Annotated in this window: 17 protein-coding genes and 1 tRNA gene; 12 read left to right on the forward strand and 6 right to left on the reverse strand. The window is 71.8% G+C overall.

Annotation, left to right across the window (positions count from 1 at the left end; genetic code table 11):
* Positions 1–12: 12 nt before the first annotated feature.
* From U9R90_RS33685 to U9R90_RS33710, 6 genes are read left to right on the forward strand one after another with little or no spacing between them, the layout of a single operon-like run.
* Complete coding sequence (locus U9R90_RS33685; protein ID WP_411061052.1) at positions 13–297, forward strand: acyl carrier protein; 285 nt, start codon at positions 13–15, stop codon at positions 295–297.
* Positions 297–3,275, forward strand: coding sequence for a type I polyketide synthase (locus tag U9R90_RS33690; RefSeq protein ID WP_411061053.1), 2,979 nt, complete (start codon positions 297–299; stop codon positions 3,273–3,275). Before U9R90_RS33685 ends, U9R90_RS33690 begins: the two co-directional genes overlap by 1 nt.
* 17 nt (positions 3,276–3,292) lie before the next feature.
* A complete protein-coding gene (locus U9R90_RS33695; RefSeq protein ID WP_411061054.1) occupies positions 3,293–4,312 on the forward strand; it encodes a 3-oxoacyl-ACP synthase in 1,020 nt (339 codons plus the stop codon).
* Positions 4,312–6,225, forward strand: coding sequence for an HAD-IIIC family phosphatase (locus U9R90_RS33700; RefSeq protein ID WP_411061056.1), 1,914 nt, complete (start codon positions 4,312–4,314; stop codon positions 6,223–6,225). Before U9R90_RS33695 ends, U9R90_RS33700 begins: the two co-directional genes overlap by 1 nt.
* A 53-nt stretch (positions 6,226–6,278) precedes the next feature.
* Positions 6,279–6,485 carry an acyl carrier protein gene (locus tag U9R90_RS33705; RefSeq protein ID WP_411061058.1) on the forward strand — a complete coding sequence of 69 codons (207 nt, stop codon included), beginning with the start codon at positions 6,279–6,281 and terminating at the stop codon, positions 6,483–6,485.
* Positions 6,482–7,330 (forward strand): 4'-phosphopantetheinyl transferase family protein, encoded by an 849-nt coding sequence (locus tag U9R90_RS33710; RefSeq protein WP_411061059.1) that lies wholly within the window; start codon positions 6,482–6,484, stop codon positions 7,328–7,330. The genes U9R90_RS33705 and U9R90_RS33710 overlap by 4 nt, the downstream gene beginning before the upstream one ends.
* Before the next feature lie 37 nt (positions 7,331–7,367).
* Here U9R90_RS33710 and U9R90_RS33715 read toward each other — a convergent pair whose 3' ends face one another.
* Both U9R90_RS33715 and U9R90_RS33720 read right to left on the reverse strand, forming a co-directional pair.
* Entirely contained in the window at positions 7,368–8,213 is an 846-nt protein-coding gene (locus tag U9R90_RS33715; RefSeq protein ID WP_411061061.1) for an AfsA-related hotdog domain-containing protein, read from the reverse strand.
* A gap of 272 nt (positions 8,214–8,485) precedes the next feature.
* Positions 8,486–9,454: a LuxR C-terminal-related transcriptional regulator gene (locus U9R90_RS33720; RefSeq protein WP_411061062.1), complete on the reverse strand. Its 969-nt coding sequence runs from the start codon at positions 9,452–9,454 to the stop codon at positions 8,486–8,488.
* A 289-nt stretch (positions 9,455–9,743) separates the two neighbouring features.
* Between U9R90_RS33720 and U9R90_RS33725 the strand changes: the two genes are divergently transcribed.
* Both U9R90_RS33725 and U9R90_RS33730 read left to right on the forward strand, forming a co-directional pair.
* Positions 9,744–9,917: a hypothetical protein gene (locus tag U9R90_RS33725; protein WP_411061064.1), complete on the forward strand. Its 174-nt coding sequence runs from the start codon at positions 9,744–9,746 to the stop codon at positions 9,915–9,917.
* 111 nt (positions 9,918–10,028) lie between these two features.
* Positions 10,029–11,075, forward strand: coding sequence for an AIR synthase related protein (locus U9R90_RS33730; RefSeq protein WP_411061066.1), 1,047 nt, complete (start codon positions 10,029–10,031; stop codon positions 11,073–11,075).
* On the opposite strand, the gene U9R90_RS33735 is transcribed toward U9R90_RS33730, so the two are convergent.
* Positions 11,012–12,424, reverse strand: a complete 1,413-nt coding sequence (locus U9R90_RS33735) for an MFS transporter (protein ID WP_411061067.1) — start codon at positions 12,422–12,424, stop codon at positions 11,012–11,014. The genes U9R90_RS33730 and U9R90_RS33735 overlap by 64 nt on opposite strands.
* 25 nt (positions 12,425–12,449) lie before the next feature.
* Positions 12,450–15,089, reverse strand: coding sequence for a BREX system ATP-binding domain-containing protein (locus tag U9R90_RS33740; protein ID WP_411061069.1), 2,640 nt, complete (start codon positions 15,087–15,089; stop codon positions 12,450–12,452).
* A gap of 252 nt (positions 15,090–15,341) precedes the next feature.
* Between U9R90_RS33740 and U9R90_RS33745 the strand changes: the two genes are divergently transcribed.
* Both U9R90_RS33745 and U9R90_RS33750 read left to right on the forward strand, forming a co-directional pair.
* Positions 15,342–16,964 carry an acyl-CoA carboxylase subunit beta gene (locus U9R90_RS33745; RefSeq protein ID WP_411061071.1) on the forward strand — a complete coding sequence of 541 codons (1,623 nt, stop codon included), beginning with the start codon at positions 15,342–15,344 and terminating at the stop codon, positions 16,962–16,964.
* Positions 16,965–16,970: 6 nt separating this feature from the next.
* Entirely contained in the window at positions 16,971–17,180 is a 210-nt protein-coding gene (locus tag U9R90_RS33750; protein ID WP_411061073.1) for an acyl-CoA carboxylase epsilon subunit, read from the forward strand.
* A gap of 120 nt (positions 17,181–17,300) precedes the next feature.
* Here the strand turns inward: U9R90_RS33750 and U9R90_RS33755 are convergent.
* Positions 17,301–17,376 (reverse strand) — tRNA-Glu (locus U9R90_RS33755).
* 88 nt (positions 17,377–17,464) lie between these two features.
* Positions 17,465–19,021, reverse strand: coding sequence for a metallophosphoesterase family protein (locus U9R90_RS33760; protein WP_411061075.1), 1,557 nt, complete (start codon positions 19,019–19,021; stop codon positions 17,465–17,467).
* A gap of 74 nt (positions 19,022–19,095) precedes the next feature.
* Between U9R90_RS33760 and U9R90_RS33765 the strand changes: the two genes are divergently transcribed.
* Entirely contained in the window at positions 19,096–19,446 is a 351-nt protein-coding gene (locus U9R90_RS33765; RefSeq protein WP_411061077.1) for a metallopeptidase family protein, read from the forward strand.
* A gap of 82 nt (positions 19,447–19,528) precedes the next feature.
* Positions 19,529–19,979, forward strand: a 451-nt coding sequence (locus tag U9R90_RS33770) for a hypothetical protein (RefSeq protein WP_411061079.1), incomplete at its 3' end; no start/stop codon positions are given.

The following is a 19,979-nucleotide window of genomic DNA, read 5'->3' on the forward strand; positions in this document are numbered from 1 at the left end:
CCAGGAGCCCTGATGAAGACTTTCCCGGTACGCCCGGACGAGGCCGCCCGACTGCACGACTGGTTGCTGGACCGGATCGCCGCCTACCTGGAGCGCTCGCCGTCCGCGATCGACCCGGCGGTGCCGCTGGCCGAGTACGGCATGGACTCCGTGAGCGCCCTCAGCCTCTGCGGCGACCTGGAGGACGAGCTGCGGCTGTTCGTGGACCCGACGCTGGTCTGGGACTACCCCACGGTGAACGCGCTGGTCGCCCATCTCACGACGCTGTTGCCCGCTGCCACCGAAGGAGTTCGCTGATGGCCGACATCGCCATCGTCGGCCTGGACTGCGCGTTCCCTGGGGCGCGCGGGACCGACGCCTACTGGGACCTGCTGATGCACGGCCGCGACCCGCTGGGCGACATCCCCGAACAGCGCTGGGACCCCCGCGACTTCACCCGCGAGACGGCGGGCAGCGCCCGCTGCGACATCACCCGCGGCGGCTTCGTCGAGGACGCCGACAGCTTCGACAACGACTTCTTCGCCGTCTCGCCCCGTGAGGCGGCGGCCATGGACCCGCAGCAGCGGCTGCTGCTGCAGTGCGCCTGGCGCGCGACGGAGGACTCCGGGCAGGCGCCCGGCCAGCTGGACCGCAAGAACATCGGGGTGTTCATCGGCGCGCTGGGCAGCGAGTGGGCCCAGGTGCACCTGTCCGACTACCCGCGGGTGACCTCGCAGCTCGGCGCGGGCAGCAGCGCGGGCATGGCCGCCAACCGGATCTCGTACCACCTGGGCTTCACCGGGCCCAGCCTGGTCGTCGACACGGCCTGCTCGTCCTCGCTGGTCGCCGTCCACCTGGCGTGCAACGCGCTGCTGGCGGGCGAGTGCGACCAGGCGCTCGCGGGGGGCGTCAACCTGGCGCTCACCCCGGCCCTGGGCATCGTCTACACCCAGCTGGGCGTCGCATCGGCCAGTGGCCGGTGCCGTCCCTTCGGAGCGGAGGCCGACGGGATCGTCCGCAGTGACGGCGTCGGGGTCGTCGTACTGCGCAGGCTGGAGGACGCACTGGCCGACGGGCAGCAGGTCTACGCCGTCATCCGGGGCACCGCGGTCAACCAGGACGGCCGCAGCCATGGCATCACGGCCCCCAACCGCTGGTCCCAGCAGGCCGTCGTGGAGGCCGCCTACCGGCGCGCCGGGGTCAGGCCCGAGCAGGTCCGCTTCCTGGAGGCGCACGGTACGGGCACCGCGCTCGGCGACATGATCGAGGCGTCGGCGCTCGGCGGGGTGCACGCGGTGGAGCGCGAACAGCCCTGCGCCATCGGCTCGGTGAAGGGGAACATCGGACACACCGAGGGCGCGGCGGGCATCGCCGGGCTCATCAAGGTCGCGCTTGCGCTGCGGCACCGGGTGGTGCCGGCCGCCCGGTTCGGCTCCCGCGAGAACCCCCAACTACGGCTGCGCGAGCGCGGTCTCAGCCTGCTCAAGGCGCCGCTCAGACTGCCTCCTGGCGAGGTCGTCGCGGGCCTGAGCAGCTTCGGCATGGGCGGCACCAACGCCCACGCGGTACTCGCCTCCGCGCCCCGCACCGGCTCCCGCGCGGCCGGGCGCGGCCGCGGCGGCCGACTGCACCCGGTACGTGAACAGCGCCCGGCCGCCGGGGTCTTCACGCTCACCGCCGACACACCGGACGCGCTGCGCCGCAACCTCATCGCCCAGGCCGAGCTGATCGGCAAACGGCCGCGCGGCGACTCGGCGGGCCTGTGCTGGACCAGCAACCGGGCCAAGACCGGGCTGCCCTACCGCTGTGCGGTGGTGGCCCGCGACACGGTCGAACTGGCCGCGCAGCTGCGTGCCACCGCCGACGACGAGCGTCTCAGCGCCGGAGTCATCGACCGCCCCGCCAGCGCCCCCACGGTGGCGTTCCTGTTCAGCGGACAGGGCTCGCACTTCCCCGCGATGACGGCCGGCCTGTACCAGGACTGTGCCACCTACCGGCACTTCATGGACGAGGCGGACGCCGCGCTCAGCCCGTACACCGGCGCCTCGGTGCGCGACCTGATACTCGCCGCCGACCCGCGTGTCCACCAGACCGCCTTCACCCAGCCCGCCCTGTTCGCGGTCGGCTACGCGCTGGCCCGCACCCTGGTGGAGCTGGGCATCGAGCCGGAGGCGCTGCTCGGCCACGGGGTCGGCGAGTTCGCCGCCGCGGTGATCGGCGGCGCGCTGAGCCTCGCGGACGCCGCCCGGCTGGTGGCCGCGCGCGGGGCCTTGATGCAGTACCTGCCGTCCGGCGGCGCGATGTACGCGGTACGGGCAGGTCAGGACACCCTGCGCGAGCTCGTCGAGGCCGAACCCGATGTGGAGTTCGCGGCCTTCAACGGGCCGCGGGACGTGGTGCTGTCCGGCAGCAGGCCCGCCCTGGAGCGGCTGGTGGACGGCCTCGCCGAACACGGCGTACGCGGCCGGGACCTCGGGGTCGCGCACGCCTTCCACTCCGCGCTGATGGAGCCCGCGGCGGAGCGCTTCGCCGCGGTGGTCAGCGCCCTGGACACCGCGCCGAGCCGTATCCCCTTCTTCTCCACCCTGCGCGGCGGGCCGACCGGCGACGATCCGCTGGACGGCGCCTACTGGACCGCCCAGGCGCGGCAGCCCGTACGCTTCGACGCCGCGCTGGCCTCGCTGACCGAGACCGTCGCCCCCACCCACCTTCTGGAGATCGGCCCCGGCCTGGATCTGCACGCCCTCGCCCGGCGTGCCGGACTGCCCGCGGGCGTCCAGCTGCTGCACCCGTCGCCCGGCGAGAAGGCGGGCGGCCGGGAGCTCGTCGAGCTGGTCGCGGCCCTGTACCGGGCCGGCCTGAACCCCGCCTGGGACGCGCTGTATCCCCCCGAACAGCGCGTCCCGGAGCGGCTCGCCCCCTACGCCTTCAGCACCGCGCACCGGTTCTGGACCAAGGAGCCCGCCCCGGCCGCCGTCCGGCGCCGCCCGGTGTCCGTCGAGCGTCCGCGGACGGTGGACGACCCGGCGGGCAAGCCGGCCGATCCGGTGCTCGCCGCCGTGCTCACCGCGGTGAGCGAGGTCGGCGCGTACGACCCCGGGCGGGTGGTGCCCAGCGCCCGGTTCTACGAGGACCTGGGCTTTGACTCGGTGATGCTGATGCAGCTCAAGGACGTCCTGGAGACCCAGCTGCCGCAGGCCGGCGGTGTCTCGGTACAGCAACTGCTGCCCGCTCTGCACTCGGTCGCCACCCTGGCGGACTTCCTGAGCGAGTGGATCACCGTAGAAACCGCCTGACTGAAGGGAGTACCCGCATGAGGACAGCGCCCATGCACATCGCCTCCATCGGCACCGCACTGCCGGGGCCGCCGGTGGACAACACCACGCTCGGCAAGCTGTTCGGGGTCAGCGACGAGTGGGTGGACCTGTTCGTCGGCACCCGTACCCGCCACTTCGCGCGGGACCCCGGCACCGGTGAGGTCCTGTGCTCGCTCGCCGACCTGTGCGCCGAAGCGGCCGACCGGGCGCTGGCCGCGGCCGGCCTGGACGCGTCCGACATCGACTTCCTGCTGCTGAGCACCGCGACACCGGACGCGCTGCTGCCGAACACCGCGAGCCTGGTGGCCGACCGCCTCGGGCTCAACTACCTGCCGGTGTACGCCCTGCAGGCGGGCTGCTCCGGCGCCCTGCAGGTCCTCGACCTGGGCCGCTCCCTGCTGTCCGTAGGCCACCGTACGGGACTGGTCATCGGCGGCGACGTCACCAGCCGCCATCTGGACCCCAGCCGCTCCGGCAGCTCCATCCCCACCGAGGAACTGGTCAACTACGTGCTCTTCGGCGACGGCGCCGGAGCCGCGGTCCTGACCGCCGAACCGCTGGGCGAGCGGATCGCCGTGCGCGCCCTGCTCAACCAGTTCGCCGGCCACGGCCGCCCCACCGGGCAGGGCGTCGAGTGGCGCGGGCCCGCCGACCAGGAGACCGGCCGGCCGATGCTCTTCGAGGACTACAAGGCGGTCGAGGAGAGCGTTCCCCCGATGTCTGTGGAGATCCTGTGGGAGCTCCTTGACGGGCTCGGCTGGTCCCTGGAGAGTCTTGATCACTTGCTGCCGCCGCAGCTGTCCGGACGAATGACCCAGCGCATCGTCGACCACCTGGCCATCGACGGCGTGCGGGAGACCAGCTGTGTCGCCGACACCGGCAACACCGGCAACGCCCTGCCGTTCCTGCAACTGCACCGGCTGCTCCCCGAGTTCGAGACCGGCCAGCGCGCCCTCGCCCTCGTGGTGGAGTCGAGCAAGTGGACCAAAGCCGGCCTAGCCCTGGAGAAGATCTGATGGCCTGGGTACCGATGGAGCGGCTGCGCTCGCTGCGCGCCGTGGGACGCCTGGCGGCCGACTACCCGGACGTGGCCCCGCTGCTCGCCGAGATGCTGGACGCCCCGGACCGCTCCGCACCGGCCACCGGCGACCTCGTCAGGGCCGGCCGGCTGCTGGCCGGACTCGACCCGGATGAGGTGCTCGCCCACCACCCGGACACCCCCGTGGTCACGGCCGCGGTCACCGGGCACTCCACCGTGAACCAGCTGACCGACCCGCTCACCGCCGAGCTGGCCCGGCACGGACTGCTGCTGCGCCCGCGGATCAGCGACCACGGCGCGTACGAACGCGATCTCACCGACACCGAGAGCGACTTCCTCACCTGCGGAGCCGATCTGGCCGTCTGCCTGCTGGACCCGGAGATGATCACCGAGCGGCTGCCCACGCCCTGGCAGGTGACCGATGTCGAGGAGATCGCCGCCGCGACCCTGAACCGGCTGCGCGGCCTCGCCGGCCGCTACGCCGAGCACGCCACCGGCACCCTCGTACTCAACACGATCCCGCTGCCCCTGAACTGCCTGCGCCAGATACTGGACCTGCGCGCCCGCGCCCGCCTCGGCGCCGTCTGGCGGCAGTTCAACGCCGAGCTGCTCTCACTGGGCGAGCGCAGCTCGTCGATCGTGGTCATCGACCTCGACCCGCTGATCGCCGAGGGCGGCCCGGCCGCCGACCCGCGCCTGGCCTCCTATCTCAAGACCCCGTACACCGACGCCCTGTTCGCCGCCTACGCCCGCGAGCTGGCGCATGTGGTCAGGGCGCTGCGTGGCATGACCAAGAAGTGCCTGGTACTCGACCTGGACGAGACGCTGTGGGACGGCGTGCTCGGCGACGCCGGGCCACAGGGCGTCGCCGCCGCCGGAACGCTGCGCGGCGAGGCGTTCGGCGCCGTACAGCGCACGGTGAAGCAACTCGCCTCGCAGGGCGTCCTGTTGGCGATCAGCAGCAAGAACGACCAGGCGCCGGTGCTGGACGTGCTGCGCGAACACCCCGACATGGTGCTGCGCGAGGACGACTTCGCGTGCGTCAACGCGAACTGGAGCAACAAGGACGGCAACCTGCGGGACATCGCGGAACGGCTCGGCATCGGCGTGGACGCGCTGGTGTTCGCCGACGACACCCCGGCCGAGCGGGCCCTGGTCAGGTTCCGGCTGCCGCACGTCCAGGTGGTGCCGCTGGACGACGAGCCCACGCTGCATGTCACCCGGCTGCTGCGCGAGGGCTGGTTCGACGTGCCCGTACTCACCGAGGAGGACCGGCAACGGCCGGGCCAGTACCGGGCCGAGGCCGCCCGCCAGATCCACCGGGACCAGGCCGGATCGCTCGCGGACTATCTGCGGGAGCTGTCGGTCACCGTGGACGTCAGCCCGCCACAGCCGTACGAACTGGCCCGGCTGTCCCAGCTCACCCTGCGCACCAACCAGTTCAACCTGACCGGGCAGCGGCTCGGGCTCGCCGAGGTCCAGGCGCGGGCCGAGGACCCGGACCAGCCGCTGATCGCGGTACGTGCCGCCGACCGGTTCGGAGACAACGGTCTGGTCGGCTCGCTCTTCCTGCGCCTGGAGCGGGACGCCCTGGTCATCGACAACATGCTGCTGAGCTGCCGGGTCTTCGGCCGGGGCATCGAGCAGGCCTGTCTGTCCGCGCTTCTGGAGCACGCCAGGGAGGCGGGGCTGCGCGAGGTGCGGGCCCGGCGGCTGCCCACCGCGAAGAACCGCCGGACGGCGGAGCTCTACCCCGCCCTGGGGTTCTGCGAGGTGCCGCCCCCTGGCGCCGGGGGCGAGCGGTACTTCCGGCACGATCTCGCCGAGGTGCCCCGGGTTCCCGAGCATGTGCGCCTGACGGCCCGCTTCGAAGGGCTGGTCCAGGTATGAACAGAGTCAACTCCCGAGCAGATTTCGTACGTCTGCTTCGCGAAGAGCTGGACATGGACGTCTGGGAGGTGGACCTTGACACGATGGTGGACGAGTTGCCGGTTTGGGATTCCGTTTATCTCCTCAGACTGTTGACTGTTCTGGAGGAGGACACCGGGCGCGCGCTCCCCATGCGGTTGATCCTTGAGGCGCGCACCCTGGAGCAGATCCGGACGCACGCCGCGGGCGCCTGGCGGACATCCGTGGGAGGAGAACGATGACGGCCCCTGGCAACTCCACTGTGGGCCCCCCGTTGCGGGACCCTGTCGAGGTGCTCGGCAGGGAGGACACCTGGGACCGGGTGCGCACCGACCTCGCCGAGTGCGGCTCGGTGCTGTTGTGCGCCCGGCTCGAGGACTGGGCACCGCAGAAGTCGGACGGCCCTGAGCTGCGCCAGCTCCTTGGACGCGACTGGAGCCGGTATCTGGACATCGCCCATCCGGAGATCCGGCTGCGCTACGCGGCATCGCGCACCCTGCTCAAGTACGCGGCGGGCGCGGTGCTGCACGGCGACCCCGAGGAGCTGGAGCTGAGCTACGGGCCCACCGGCCGCCCGTATCTGCGCGGCTGCGACCAGATCGATATCAGCCTCAGCCACACGGAGAACCTGCTCCTGGTGGGGCTCACCACGCTGGGCCTGATCGGGGTCGACGCCGAGCTGGCCGACCGGCAGCTGTACAGCAAGGGCATGGGGCGGCATGTCTGCACCCCGTACGAGCTGGTCACGCTGGCCAATCTCCCGGAGTCGGACCGCAACGCGGGCCTGGTGCGGCTGTGGACGCTCAAGGAGGCGTACAGCAAGGCGATCGGGCAGGGGATGCAGTTCCGCTTCACCGAGTTCGGCTTCGGCCCGGACGGGAAGCCGGTGCGGGTGCACCGCCCGGACGGCACACCGGGCACCGGCGCCGAGTGGGCGTTCAGGACGTTTCTGCTGCCCAGCGGCTACTGCGTGAGCGCGGCGGTGTTCGACGCGGGGTTCGGCCGCACCTTCGACACCCGGCTGATCACGATGCTGGACGCGGAGACCGTGGAGGCGGTCAACGCGGAGCTGTACGAAGGGCCCTGAAAACCTGAGGACCGGCGGTCCTGGAACCGTCCGGGACTCAGAAGTCCTGCAGCACGGCCGTGGCCGCCTCGGTCACGGCCCGCCCCTGCTGGCTCAGTGTCAGCGTGACGGGCACGAACGGCCGCCCCGCCGCGTCCTCGCCCAGCTCCCCCGGGACCGCCGTACAGCGCAGCGGCATATCCGGCTCCGCGTAGCCGCGGAAGTGCGCCTGTATCGAGGACAGCGTGCTGCGCTCGGCCGGCAGGCCGCGGATCCGGCTCGCGGCCAGCAGCGAGGTCTGCCGCAGGGCTTCCAGTAGGAGCAGGCCCGGCGTGTGCGACTCGGTGGCCACGGGGAACACCGCGTGCCGCTCGGGCACCCGCACCTGGACGGCCAGTCGCCCGGCGCCCGCGTCGGCCGGCTCGCCGACCACCACGTTGTGCGGATCGCGGCGGCCCACCGCGGCGGGCTCGGCCGGTGCCTCCGGCAGCCGGGGGAGCTCCTGGCGGTGCACCAGGGCCAGGGCGGCACCGCGGCTGAGCCGGATGTAGTTGCCGTGCAGTACGGGGGCGAGGAAGACGAGGCTGGCGCTGCCGGCGCAGCAGGGCGTGTCGTCGATGAGGACCTCGCACCGGAAGTCCAGGGTGCGCGGGACGTTGCCGATGATCCGGGCGGGCAGGACGCTCAGCCGGATGGCGAGGCGTCGGCCGCCGGAGTCACGGCGCCAGCGTGCCGGGTCGGTGATCCGCAGGTCGAAGCGGTAGAAGACACCGGCGCGGTCCGTCGGCACACCGAAGTAGCGGTGTCCCACGAACGCGCCGGTCTCGCTGACGGCCTGGGCGATCTGCTGGATGTCGTGGAACGGCCCGTTGCTGTCGTCGAAGAGCCGGTGGCCGTTTGGCACGTGTCCGGTCAGGGTGAAGTGCTGCTCACTGACGAGGGGCGCGTCCGGTGAATGGAAGCCCTCAGTCGTTGAATGGTGGATCAAGTGGGTGGCGATACTGCTGAATTCCACTTTGCTTTGAGCCGTCGAAGTCTTTGCTGGCATGTCTCTCCCCGGATCGGGGCCTGAGGGTCTCCCGCAATCCCCGGTGGATCAGCGAATACCCTCACCAGGGTGGACTCCAGGGCACTTCACAGGACAGGCCTGTCCGGTGGCAGACAGCTGACTGGCAGCTATTTCCCCGGACCGTGGTCCACCGCGTCGTTTTCGGCTTCGAGCAACCCCGCCTGGGCGGCGTTGACACCCGCCTGGAATCGGCTGGTGGCGTTGAGCTCCTCGGTGATCTCGGCGATGTGCCGACGGCAGGTACGCACCGCCATGCCCAGGCGCCGGGCCACCATCTCGTCCTTGTAGCCCCTGGCCATGAGCCGCAGGATGGCCTGCTTCACGTCGTCCGCGACGGGTTCGGGCCGCGCGGTGTCGGGGACGAAGGGGGTGGCGTTGGACCACAGGTGCTCGTAGACCCGGCAGATGAACTGGACCAGATTGGGCTCCCGGATGACCACCGCACCGGGCAGCGCCGCCTTGGAGAACTGCTCCGGCACGAAGACCACCTCACGATCATAGATGATCATTCGGTCGATGAGTTCGTCACTGGTGCGGAACTCGGCTCCCTCGGCGCTCACTTCACGGATGTACGCGCTGGTGATCAGGTCATGGCGGGCCGTGTGCTGGTAGAGGGTGCGCATCCGCACCCCCCGGCCGAGAGTGTCCAGCGTACGGCTGCGCCCCGCGTTCAGTATGTCCGCCGGGCGCGCACCGCCCGGCTGGGCCGTCAGGATCTCCGACCGGCACTGTGTGTGCTGGGTGCGGAGCATCGAGCGGAGCATGTTGATGTCGCTGATCACGTCGAAGGCCTCGACCCGGTTGCGCTGCCTTCGGCCCTCGAAGTAGGCGGGCATCAGGGAGAGCAGCCTGCTGCGGATGTCCGTCACCGCCTGCTGCAGGTCCCGTATCTGGTTCTCGGTCCCCCCGACCAGTTCGGCGGCGGCCGCGTCCGGACTCACCGGCGACAGCACATCCGGGTCGCCGGGCGTGGGAAGCAGCAGATGGAGCTGGAGCAGGACCTGCTCGGCCCGGTGTGCCTGCTCATCGGAGACACCGAGCTCCTCGGCGACCTCGGAGCGGGTGAACCGTCCCACCCGGACGGCCAATCTGTACGCGGAAGCACTTACATGGTCCAGCTCGGCAAAATCCAACCCGGAACTCGACATCCCCCACATGCTGTGCGGTCCCCCTGTCGACATACTCGCGATCTGCTTGAGACTGGCTCGACGGCTGCTCGCGCGTCTCTGGACGAGCACTTGATGCCTGGCAACTTTAAGCCATCGGGCCCCGGTTGAGACCGGGTGCTGGAATTAGGCAGGGTTGCTCGCAACAGCCCGAGAGCGGCTGGGGAAACCGATCGACGTGAGATTTCAGGGGGAAATCATGCTCGCATCCGGCTTCAAGAGCGCGATGGCAGCCGGCCTTCTTGTGCTGGGCCTGGGGCTGGCCGCAGCCGGCCCCGCCAGCGCGGCCACGGCCTCCCAGACGGCCAATGACATGGGCATTGTCATACCCGCCCAGGTGGCGAGCGGCCCCGACGACGACGGGTGGGGCTGACCCGGACCTGCGAAGCGTGACAGGGGCCTCTCCTCGACGTCGAGGGGAGGCCCCCGCGCCGTTTCCTCCAAGGTCGTCGCGTTCCACCACTGTTGGACAGGGGGCTTCCTCATGGCATCAGATGTTCACCCGCTCCCACACCGGCAGGTCGCACTCGGCCACGAGCAGGGCGGCGGGCAGGACCGGGAACTGACCGGGATGTTCACCGAGGTCCTGGGGCCGGTTCACGGCGCCGGAACCTCCGTGCCACCGCCCGACCCCGGGCATGAACTCGCTGTGGCCACCGGTTCGTTCGCCGTCGACCCACCGTTCTTCGGTGACGCGGACATGGGCCGGGTGGCGGTATGCGCGCTGGTCAACGAGCTCGCCGCGGCGGGCGCCGAGCCCCGGGCCCTGGCCCTCTCACTGATCGTCGAGGCCGGGCTGCCCGTACGACAGGTGCGGCGGCTCGCCGAGTCGGTGCGGGACGCCGCGGCCGAGGCCGGGGTCCAGGTGGTCGCCGTGGACACCCGGGTGGTCCGGGCCGGGGACGCCGACCGGGTCTTCGTCGCGGCGACCGGATTCGGTCAACAGCCGTGTGACACCTTGACAGCCCCGGCGCCCGTCGCGGGCGACCGCATCGTGCTGTCCGGGCGTCTCGGCGGATACGCCGCGCATGTGCTCTCCACCCGCGAGGGGCTCGGCTTCGAGGTCTTCGTGCCGAGCGGCTGCGCCCCGCTGAACGGCCTGCTGACGGCCGTACGCACGGCGGCGGGCCCCGACGCGCTGCGCGCCGTACGCGTGCTCGGCGGCGGTCTGGCCGCCACGCTGGACGCCGCGGCTCGCGACGCGGGGCTGCTGCTGAGGATCGAACCGGCCGCGCTCGCGATCCAGTACGAGGCCCAACTCACCTTCGACACCCTGGGAGTCGACCCGCTGCGGGTGGCCGAGGAGGGGTGCCTGTGCCTGTTCGTGGCGCGGGAGTCGGCGGCTACCGTGCTCGCGGCGCTGCGGGCCCATCCGTACGGCCAGGACGCCCAGGAGATCGGCGAGGTCACCCGTACCTTCGGGCCCGGCGTCGAACTGCTCGCCGACGACGGTACGGCGACACCGCTTCAGGCCGACGGTACCGACGGTGCCGGCGGCTCGGCGGGCTCGGAGCCCGCCCGGCTGCGCTGAGCGGGCAGCGCGCCGACCAGCGACCGGTCGTAGCCGCGCAGCAGCACCAGCCCGCCGAGGGTGGCCAGGGCCGGCAGCGCGCTGATCCCGAGGAGCACGCCCAGCTTCGCCGTGCCGGACTGCGCCGCCGCCGTACCCGTCTCGGACGACACGTATCCGAACAGCTGCAGCACCAGCGCGAACAGGAACGGCGCGACGGCCAGACCCAGGGTCTCGCCCCCGCTGAACACCCCGGAGAACACGCCCGCTTGACGCTTGCCGGTCCGCACCGTGTCGTGCTCCGTGCAATCGGTGAGCATCGCGTACATGAACAGCAGCTGCCCCGCATGCCCCACGCCGACCACCAGCATCACCAGCAGCACGGCGGCCGTGGGCAGCAGCGGCGCGGCGAACAACAGCACCGCCGCGCCGGCGACCACCCAGGAGGCGAGGACGAACCCCGCGTGGTTGCCGCGCCGCCGGCCAAGCCGGGACCACCACGGCATGGTGAAGAGGTTCGGCGCCACGAAAGCGGCCACCAGCAGACCGGTCGCCTCCGACCGCCCCAGCACATGCTCCGCGAAGTACGGCGCACCCGCGAGCAGCGAACCGGTCGCCACCACCTGCACGGTCATACAGCGCAGCAGCGCCATGAACGGCCGGTTGGCGCGCGCCACCGCGACCTGGCGGCGCAGGCTCGGCTCGCTCTTCGCCACCGCCTGGGCGGGCGTCCGTACGGTCCCCAGGAACACCCCGAGCGCCCCGACGGTGACCACCACGGCGCCGAAGAGACCCGCCCACCGGTGCCCGGTGATCCCGCCGCCGCCCGCATCGACCAGCGCGGGCGCCACCGAGCCCGCCACCAGCGCGGCGACCGCGATCCCGGCCACCCGGCCGCCGATCAGCCGCACCCGGGCCCGGGCGCTGGTGGTGGACTCGGCGGCGATCGCCACGTACGGGACCTGGAACAGCGCGAACGCGGACGCCAGGAGGAAGAACCCGAGCGCCACACAGACCGCGCCGAGCGTCCCTGAGGCGGAACCCGAGAACATCAGCCCGAAGGCCGCGGCGGTCGCGAGCCCGCCCCCGAGGACGAACGGCCGTCTGGCCCCCCAACGGGTCCTGGTGTGATCGCTGAGCCGCCCGACGAACGGGTTCAGCACCACGTTCCACAGCTTGGGCAGCAGCACGATCAGACCGGCCAGGGCCGCGCCGACGCCAAGGGTGTCCGTCAGATACGGGAGCAGCAGCAGCCCCGGCACAGTGGTGAAGGTGCCGGTCACCAGCGACCCCGAGGCGTAGCCGAGGCGCAGCCGGGTGGGGAGTGTGTCGGACGTCCGGCTCTCGGACGCGATCCGGTCGGACGTCATGCCGTCTCCTTGGACGTATGGGGCGTTACGCCATCTCCATGGCGTTCAGTTGGAGGTCGATCGGCAGGTCCTGCCTGCGGGAGATGCTCAACTTCCGGTAGACGCGGGTGAGATGCTGCTCGACGGTGCTGACTGTGACGTAGAGCTTCAGCGAGATCTCCCGGTTGGTGTAGCCGTGCGCGGCCAGCGCGGCGACCCGGCGCTCGGAGTCGCTGAGCTTGGCCTGGAGACGTGTCCGGCCGACCGGTGGCTGCGCGGGCGGCGCGCTCTCGGGGGCCAGGCCCGGCATGATCTCCTCGCGCAGCGCCTCGGCGCCACAGACATGCGCCAGGTTCCAGGCGCGCCGGGTCACCGTGCTGGCCCGGCCGCTCTCGCCCAGGCTCTGCAGGGCCTGGCCCAGCGCGGCCAGCGCGCGGGCGGTCTCGATCCGGTCCCCGGACCTGCGCAGTTCGTCGACCGCCTGCTCAAGCAGCGTGGCCCGCTGTCGCGGCTCGGCGATGGCCGCCCGCATCCGCAGACACAGACCGCGGACCCTCGGCCACTGCGCGTCGGGGCTGGCCATCTGCTGGGCGATCAGCCGCTCGGCCTGCTGCGGCTCGCCGATCCGGATCAGCGCGTCGGCGGCGTCCGTGCGCCACGGCAGCAGCGCCGGCCGGTCCAGATGCCAGCGCTTCACCAGCCGGCCGATGTCGAGGAAGTCCGCGAGCGCCGCATGGAACTGGCTGGACGCCATCGAGTGCAGGCCCCGGGCGCGCAGATACGCGAGCCCCGGCACGCTGTGCAGCAGCTCGTCCCGGATCGGGCGGTCGAGCAGCCGGGCCGCCGACGTGTGCTTGCCGCGCAGGGTGCGGGCCCGGACCAGCGCGGCGGTCGGGGCCAGGGCGAAGGCGCTGCCGCCCCGCTCCGGGAGGCCGTCGACCGCGGCGAGCGCCTCCTCCTCCGCGCCGCGCAGGTCACCGAGGTGCAGCAGCACCTCCGCGTGCAGCGTGGCGAACACCGAGCTCCAGCCCGGTGCGCCGCGCCCGGCGGCCTCCTCCTGGAGCTTCTGACACCACGCGAGGGCCCGCTCCGGCTCGGCCGAGCAGGTGAGCGAACGGATCGCGTGGACCAGCGGATGCAGACTCGCCGCGGTCAGCACGGTGGTCCCGAGCAGCTGCTCGGGCTCGCCGGCCGCACCGTTGCCCGGTGCGTCGGGTACGGCCCAGAAGGCGGTACGCACCGGCTCGTACGCCACCAGGGGTTCCGCGGCGCCGGGGCGCTCGGCCGCCTCGGCGAGCCGCCGGTTGACGTCCAGCGCCTCGGAGATCCGCCCCTGCTCCACCAGCAGCCGGGCGAGCGACGCCGGATTCCACGCACCGCAGCCACCGCCTGCGCGCAGCTCCTCCAGGGGCGCGCTCAGCTTCCGTTCGGCGGCCGCCGGGTTGAACCGCCAGGTCACCGAGGCGAGCCGGGCGGTGATGTCGGCTCGCCGCTCCTCCCCGACAGCGGCCTCGCGGGCGAGGTTCAGCACACTCAGCGCCTGCTGTCCCGCGTCCTTGGCCAACAGCTGCTCGGCGTGGTCGCCCAGCACGTCGGCGGCCCAGGGCACGTCCGTCCAGGGCGCGTCGGCGGTGGCCGAGGCGATGAGATGCCCGGCGACCGGGCCGATCGGCGCACAGTCCGCGTGCAGCACCTGAGCCGCACGGCGGTGCAGTACGGCGAGCTCGTCCGGCGCGAGGCCCTCCAGCGCCGCGGCCGTGGCCACCTGAGCGCGGAACCGGCCATCGGCCAGCATCCCCGCGGTGGCGAGCGCGTCCGCAGCCCGCGCGGTGGCCGCAGCGGACAGTTCGAGCAGCCGCCCGGCCCGCTCGGGTGACGCGTCGTCGCCGAGTACCGCCAGCGCCTGGGCGAGCCGCTGGGCACCCGGACCGATCCGGCGCAGACACACACTCACGGCCTGGGCGAAGAGCCCGCCGGGCGCGGCGAAGCGCCGGTCCTCCAACAGGGCGCGCAGCAGCAGCGGATTGCCGCCCGTCAGGACGTGCGGCTGGTACCCGGCCTCCTCGCCGTTCGCCGGGACATCGGCCTGGTCCCGCAGGGCCAGGGCCACCCCTTCCGGGCTCAGCGGGCTCAGCCGGATACGCCGGAACCCGGGGTGGCGCAGCAGCTCCGTACCGAACACGGAGCCGTCCGAGCCCGCCACCGCGTGGTACGGGGAACCGGCGAACACCAGCAGGATGCGCGCCGAGTCCGTGCTCTGGGCGAGACGGCGAAGAGCGTGCAGGGACGCGTCGTCCACATGGTGCAGATCGTCGACGCAGCACACCACGGGCGTGGCCGTCGCCGCCTCGCGCAGCGCGGTGCGCAGCTCCCGCGTCGACTCGACGCGGCGCGGCCCCGATTCCGGGCGTGGCGGGACGGGCAGCGGTGGCAGCCCGGCCGCCGACGCCGCGTCCGACAGCTGTCGCAGGACACCGAGCGGCACTTCGCGCTCGTCCGGCGAACCCGCCACGCGGAGCACCGCACAGCCGGCCGATGCCGCCCGCTCGGCGACCGCGTCGATCAGGACACTCTTCCCGCAGCCGACCGCTCCCTCGATCAGAACGATGCGGCTGCCTCCCGAGACGGTGGCGGAGAGGGCTTCTTCCAGCAGGTTCAACTCGTTGCTGCGTTCTATGAGCTCCATGACATAGTCCCCCGGCCATGAACGGAACAAATGTTCTTCTGTGCGTGATTGGCCAGTCTATGGACGGATGAGGCGGCTGCCGGTGGCCGCAAGTTGCACGACAACAAGTCATCAAATCCAGCCAGTTGGCGCACTGACATAGGGGCGCCGGGGCGAACAGTAGGGGTTTCGAGCTGTGGCTTCCCGCGCGCCGTCCTGCCTTCAATGAAGTCCGGGCTTCAGGAGTCCTGGCTTCAAGCGGATGGGTGGAAGATGACCACAACTGAGGTGACCCCAGCACAGGACGCCGTCGCACCGGCGGCACCGGCGATACCGCCGTCCAGTCCCGATCTGCGCGCGCGCGTGGCCGAGCTTCGGGCGGTCAAACAGGAGGCCAGGCAGGGACCGGGCCAACGCGCCACCGAAGCCCAGTGGGCCAAGGGCAAACTGACCGTCCACGAGCGTCTCGACCTCCTCTTCGACGAGGGCACCTTCACCGAGGTCGAGCCCCTGCGCCGACACCGGGCCACCGGCTTCGGCCTGGAGGCCAAACGCCCGTACACCGACGGCGTGGTGACCGGCTGGGGCCTGGTGCACGGCCGCACGGTCTTCGCGTACGCTCATGACTTCCGCATCTTCGGCGGCTCACTGGGCGAGTCACACGCGGCGAAGATCCACAAGATCATGGACATGGCCGAGACCGCGGGCGCCCCCCTGGTCAGCCTCAGCGACGGCGCCGGGGCCCGCATCCAGGAAGGCGTCACCGCACTGGCGGGCTACGGCGGCATCTTCCGCCGCAACGTCGCCGCATCCGGCGTCATCCCGCAGATCAGCGTGATGCTCGGCCCCTGCGCGGGCGGCGCCACCTACTCACCGGCCCTCACCGACTTCGTGTTCATGGTGCGCGGCATCTCGCAGATGTACATCACCGGACCCGACGTGGTGAAGGCGGTCACGGGCGAGGACATCTCGCACGAGCACCTCGGCGGCGCCGGCATCCACGCGGGCATCTCCGGCGCGGTGAACTTCGTCCACGAGACCGAGGCCGAGTGCCTGGAGGAGGTCCGCTACCTGCTCTCCCTGCTGCCCGCCAACAACCGCGAACTGCCGCCCGCCGTCCCGGCGACCGACCCGGCCGACCGGCGCGGCGAGTCCCTGCTGGACCTGGTCCCGGCCGATCCGGGCCGCTCGTACGACATGCGCGACGTGATCACCGAGATCATCGACGACGGCGACTTCTTCGAGGTCCACGAGCTGTGGGCGGGCAACATCCTGTGCGGCCTGGCCCGCCTCGACGGGCACACCGTCGGCATCGTCGCCAACCAGCCGGCCTCCTACGCCGGAGTCCTGGACATCCATGCGAGTGAAAAAGCCGCCCGCTTCGTCCAGACCTGCGACGCCTTCAGCATCCCGCTGGTCACCCTGGTCGACGTGCCCGGCTTCCTGCCCGGCAAGGACCAGGAGCACGACGGCATCATCCGGCACGGCGCCAAGCTCCTGTACGCCTACTGCAACGCCACCGTCCCGCGGATCTCCGTCATCCTGCGCAAGGCCTACGGCGGCGCGTACATCGTCATGGACTCCCAGTCGATCGGCACCGACCTGGCGCTCGCCTGGCCGACCAACGAGATCGCCGTCATGGGCGCCGAGGGCGCGGCGAACGTCGTCTTCCGCCGCGAGATCGCCGCCGCGGACGACCCGGAGGCGATGCGGGCCCACCTGGTCAAGGAGTACAAGACCGAGCTGATGCACCCGTACTACGCCGCCGAGCGCGGCCTGGTCGACGACGTCATCGACCCCGCCGAGACCCGGTCCGTACTGATCCGCTCGCTGGCCATGCTCCGCGCCAAGCAGGCCAAACTCCCCGCCCGCAAACACGGCAACCCCCCGGTGTGAGCGGCCATGACACAGCCTGCGGAAACGCCACAAGACACGGTGCTGCGCATCGTGCGCGGCCGGCCGAACGAGGAGGAACTGGCGGCGGCGACCCTGGCCCTGCTCGCGTTCATGCGCGGCCGCTGTGCCGACGAGGCGGAAGCGGGCACAGCGGTCGCGGCCTGGTCCGCGGCGCACGGCTACGCGCCGCCGGGCGGCTGGGCCGCGGAGACGTGACGGCCCGGAAGCCCGCTCCCTGAGTCCTGAGCCCTGACCCCTGACTCCCCTGACCCCTGACCCCTGACCACGCAAAAGCCCGCTCCCCGGAAGGGAAGCGGGCTTTTGAACGAATACCTGTGGTGCCCCCAACGGGATTCGAACCCGTGCTACCGCCTTGAAAGGGCGGCGTCCTGGGCCACTAGACGATGAGGGCTAAGGGCCCGCCGTGGGCGCTTTGCAGCGCGTCGGGGACGTGAGCAGCATATGTGATGCACGGAGCGATCGCCAAAACGGTTTACGGTCTACGGCGAGGTGGACCGAGGGGTCGGCGGGCTCGGCGGCGTCGGCGGACCCGACGAGGGAGTGGCTCCGGGCTGGTTCTCCTTCGGCAGATGGCGGCTGACCTCGGCCGTGGTCAGCCCGAGACCGCCGAGCTTGATCTCGTCCCAGGCCTGCAGCAGCTTGGTGTCCCGGTCCAGGTAGAGCACCGACGCCATGATCGGCGCGGGCTCGTCGCCCTCGATCGCGCGCAGCCCGCTGCCACCCGTGGACCCCTCCATCCGCAGCCGCGTGCCGTTCTCCAACACCTCCATCTTCTGGTGGTGCAGATGCCCGGTGAGCACCAGCGGCACCGCGCCGTCCGTGCCGCGCGCCGCCACCGGGTTGTGGGCGGCGGCGATGTCCACCGGCGTGCCCTTCTCCCGCTCGGCCCCGAGCGCCGCGGCCAGCCGGACACCGGCCAGCTCCTGGACCGGCTTGCCCTCGTCGGCGGCCGTACGGTCCGGGGTGAACGCGGGGTCGCCGATCCCGGCGAAGCGCAGCCCCGCCACGTTCACCGCTTTCCCGTCGTCGAGCACCCGTACGTTCTTCAGACCCTTGAGATAGCTCTGGGTGGTCGCCGAGTCATGGTTGCCGCGCACCCAGAGGTACGGGGCGCCGAGGTGCTGGATGGGGTCGAGGAAGCTGTTCTCGGCCGCTGAGCCGTGGTCCATGGTGTCGCCGGTGTCGACGATGACATCGATCTCGTACTGCTTGACCAGCGAGGAGATGATGTGCCAGCTCGCCGGGTTGAGATGGATGTCGGAGACATGGAGCACCCGGACGGTGGACGGGTCGGGCTCGTACACGGGAAGGGTCGACGCGGCGTCGTACAGCTTGGTCACATTGGTGACCAGCCGGGCCAACTCCTTCTGGTAGACGTCGAACTCGCTGACGATGCTGCGGGCGTCGCCGACCAGGGACGGCGCGGAGGACAGCAGTCCGGAGAACCTCGGCTCCAGGACCGACTTCGGGTTCCAGGTGGCGTACGCGCTGATACCGGACGCCGTGAGCAGCGCCAGCGCCAACCCGCCCGCGGCGAGCGCCCGGCGCGGGCGCCGGTAGACGGCGAGCCCCAGCGCCGTGGCACCGCCGACCACGGCCACACAGGAGCGCAGCGCCACATCCAGGGTGCCGCCCCGCACATCGGCCGCGATCTCCTCCTGGAGGCCGGTCAGCCGCTCGGGCTGGTCGACCAGGAACTGGGAGCGCTCCGGGTCGAGCTGGTCCACGTCCACGTCGAGCCGGATGGGCGCGACATGGCTGTCCAGCTCCAGCGCCCCCAGCGGCGAGATATTGATCTTCGTGCCGCCGGAGAGCGACGGCCGGAGCGTCATCGTGGTGTCCATCGGCCCGACCGGGGTGCGCACACTGCCCACGATCAGCAGCCCGAGCCAGGCGCCGAGCAGCACGACCACGACGAGTCCGAAGGCGCGCGACCACGGGTGCGGTGGGTGCACCAGCGCACTGACCGGGTGCGAACGGCGCACACGGTAGCGGCGGCGCAGAGCGGCCGCAGCACTTCGGATGTCGCGGGCCATTGGTCCGGTATGCCCATTTCCGAGGGTGGGTATGCCGAGCGTGGGTATGCGGCGCCATCCCCGACAATGGCGGTGTGCTGGAGATGACACGCGAGGAGTTCGAGGAACTCGTCGCCGAGGCCCTGGACCGCATCCCGCCGGAGCTGACGCGGCTGATGGACAACGTCGCGGTGTTCGTGGAGGACGAACCGCCGTCGGACGACCCCGAGCTGCTCGGGCTGTACGAGGGGACGCCGCTGACTGATCGCGGCGAGTGGTACGCGGGGGTGCTGCCCGACCGGATCACCATCTACCGGGGGCCGACGCTGCGGATGTGCGAGTCGCGCGAGGACGTCGTGGCCGAGTCGGAAATCACCGTCGTGCATGAGATCGCCCACCATTTCGGCATCGACGACGAACGGCTGCACGCGCTCGGGTACGGCTGAGGGTGCCGGGGTCCGTGTCCTCTGCCGGGCGCCGGGAGTTGGGCAGGGGGACCCCGTCGCCGCACCCCGGAGGTGCCCGCCCGTGCGCCCGTTGTCCGTACCACCGCTGAGGCCGTACGCCGCTGTCCGGCTGGCCGCCGGGCTGCTCGCGGTCGCCGCGACCGCCGGCTGTATGAGCGTGGGCTCCGAGGAGGGCGCACCCTCGCCGACGCGCTCCACCGGGTCCGGGGACGGCGGTGACGCGGCCTCAGACGGCGGGACGGTGGTGAGCGGCGACGGCGCCCGGAGCGGTGCCCACGCACCCGGCGGCCACGGGCGGTCGGGGAAGCCGGAGCCGAGCGGCTCGTCGAAGAAGGGGCCCGACGCCGAGTCGGACGAGGAATCGGAATCGGGCTCGGACTCGGGCTCGGAGTCCGACGCGCCGGACCCGTCGGCCTCGGGCAAGGTCCCCCGCGAACCGGGCGACGACCCGAAGCCGGGCGAGCCGTCACCGCGCCCGAACCCCACGCGCCCGACCGCCACCCCCAAGCCGT

It is taken from the genome of Streptomyces sp. E11-3 (genome assembly GCF_046540415.1).
Taxonomy (GTDB): Bacteria; Actinomycetota; Actinomycetes; order Streptomycetales; family Streptomycetaceae; genus Streptomyces.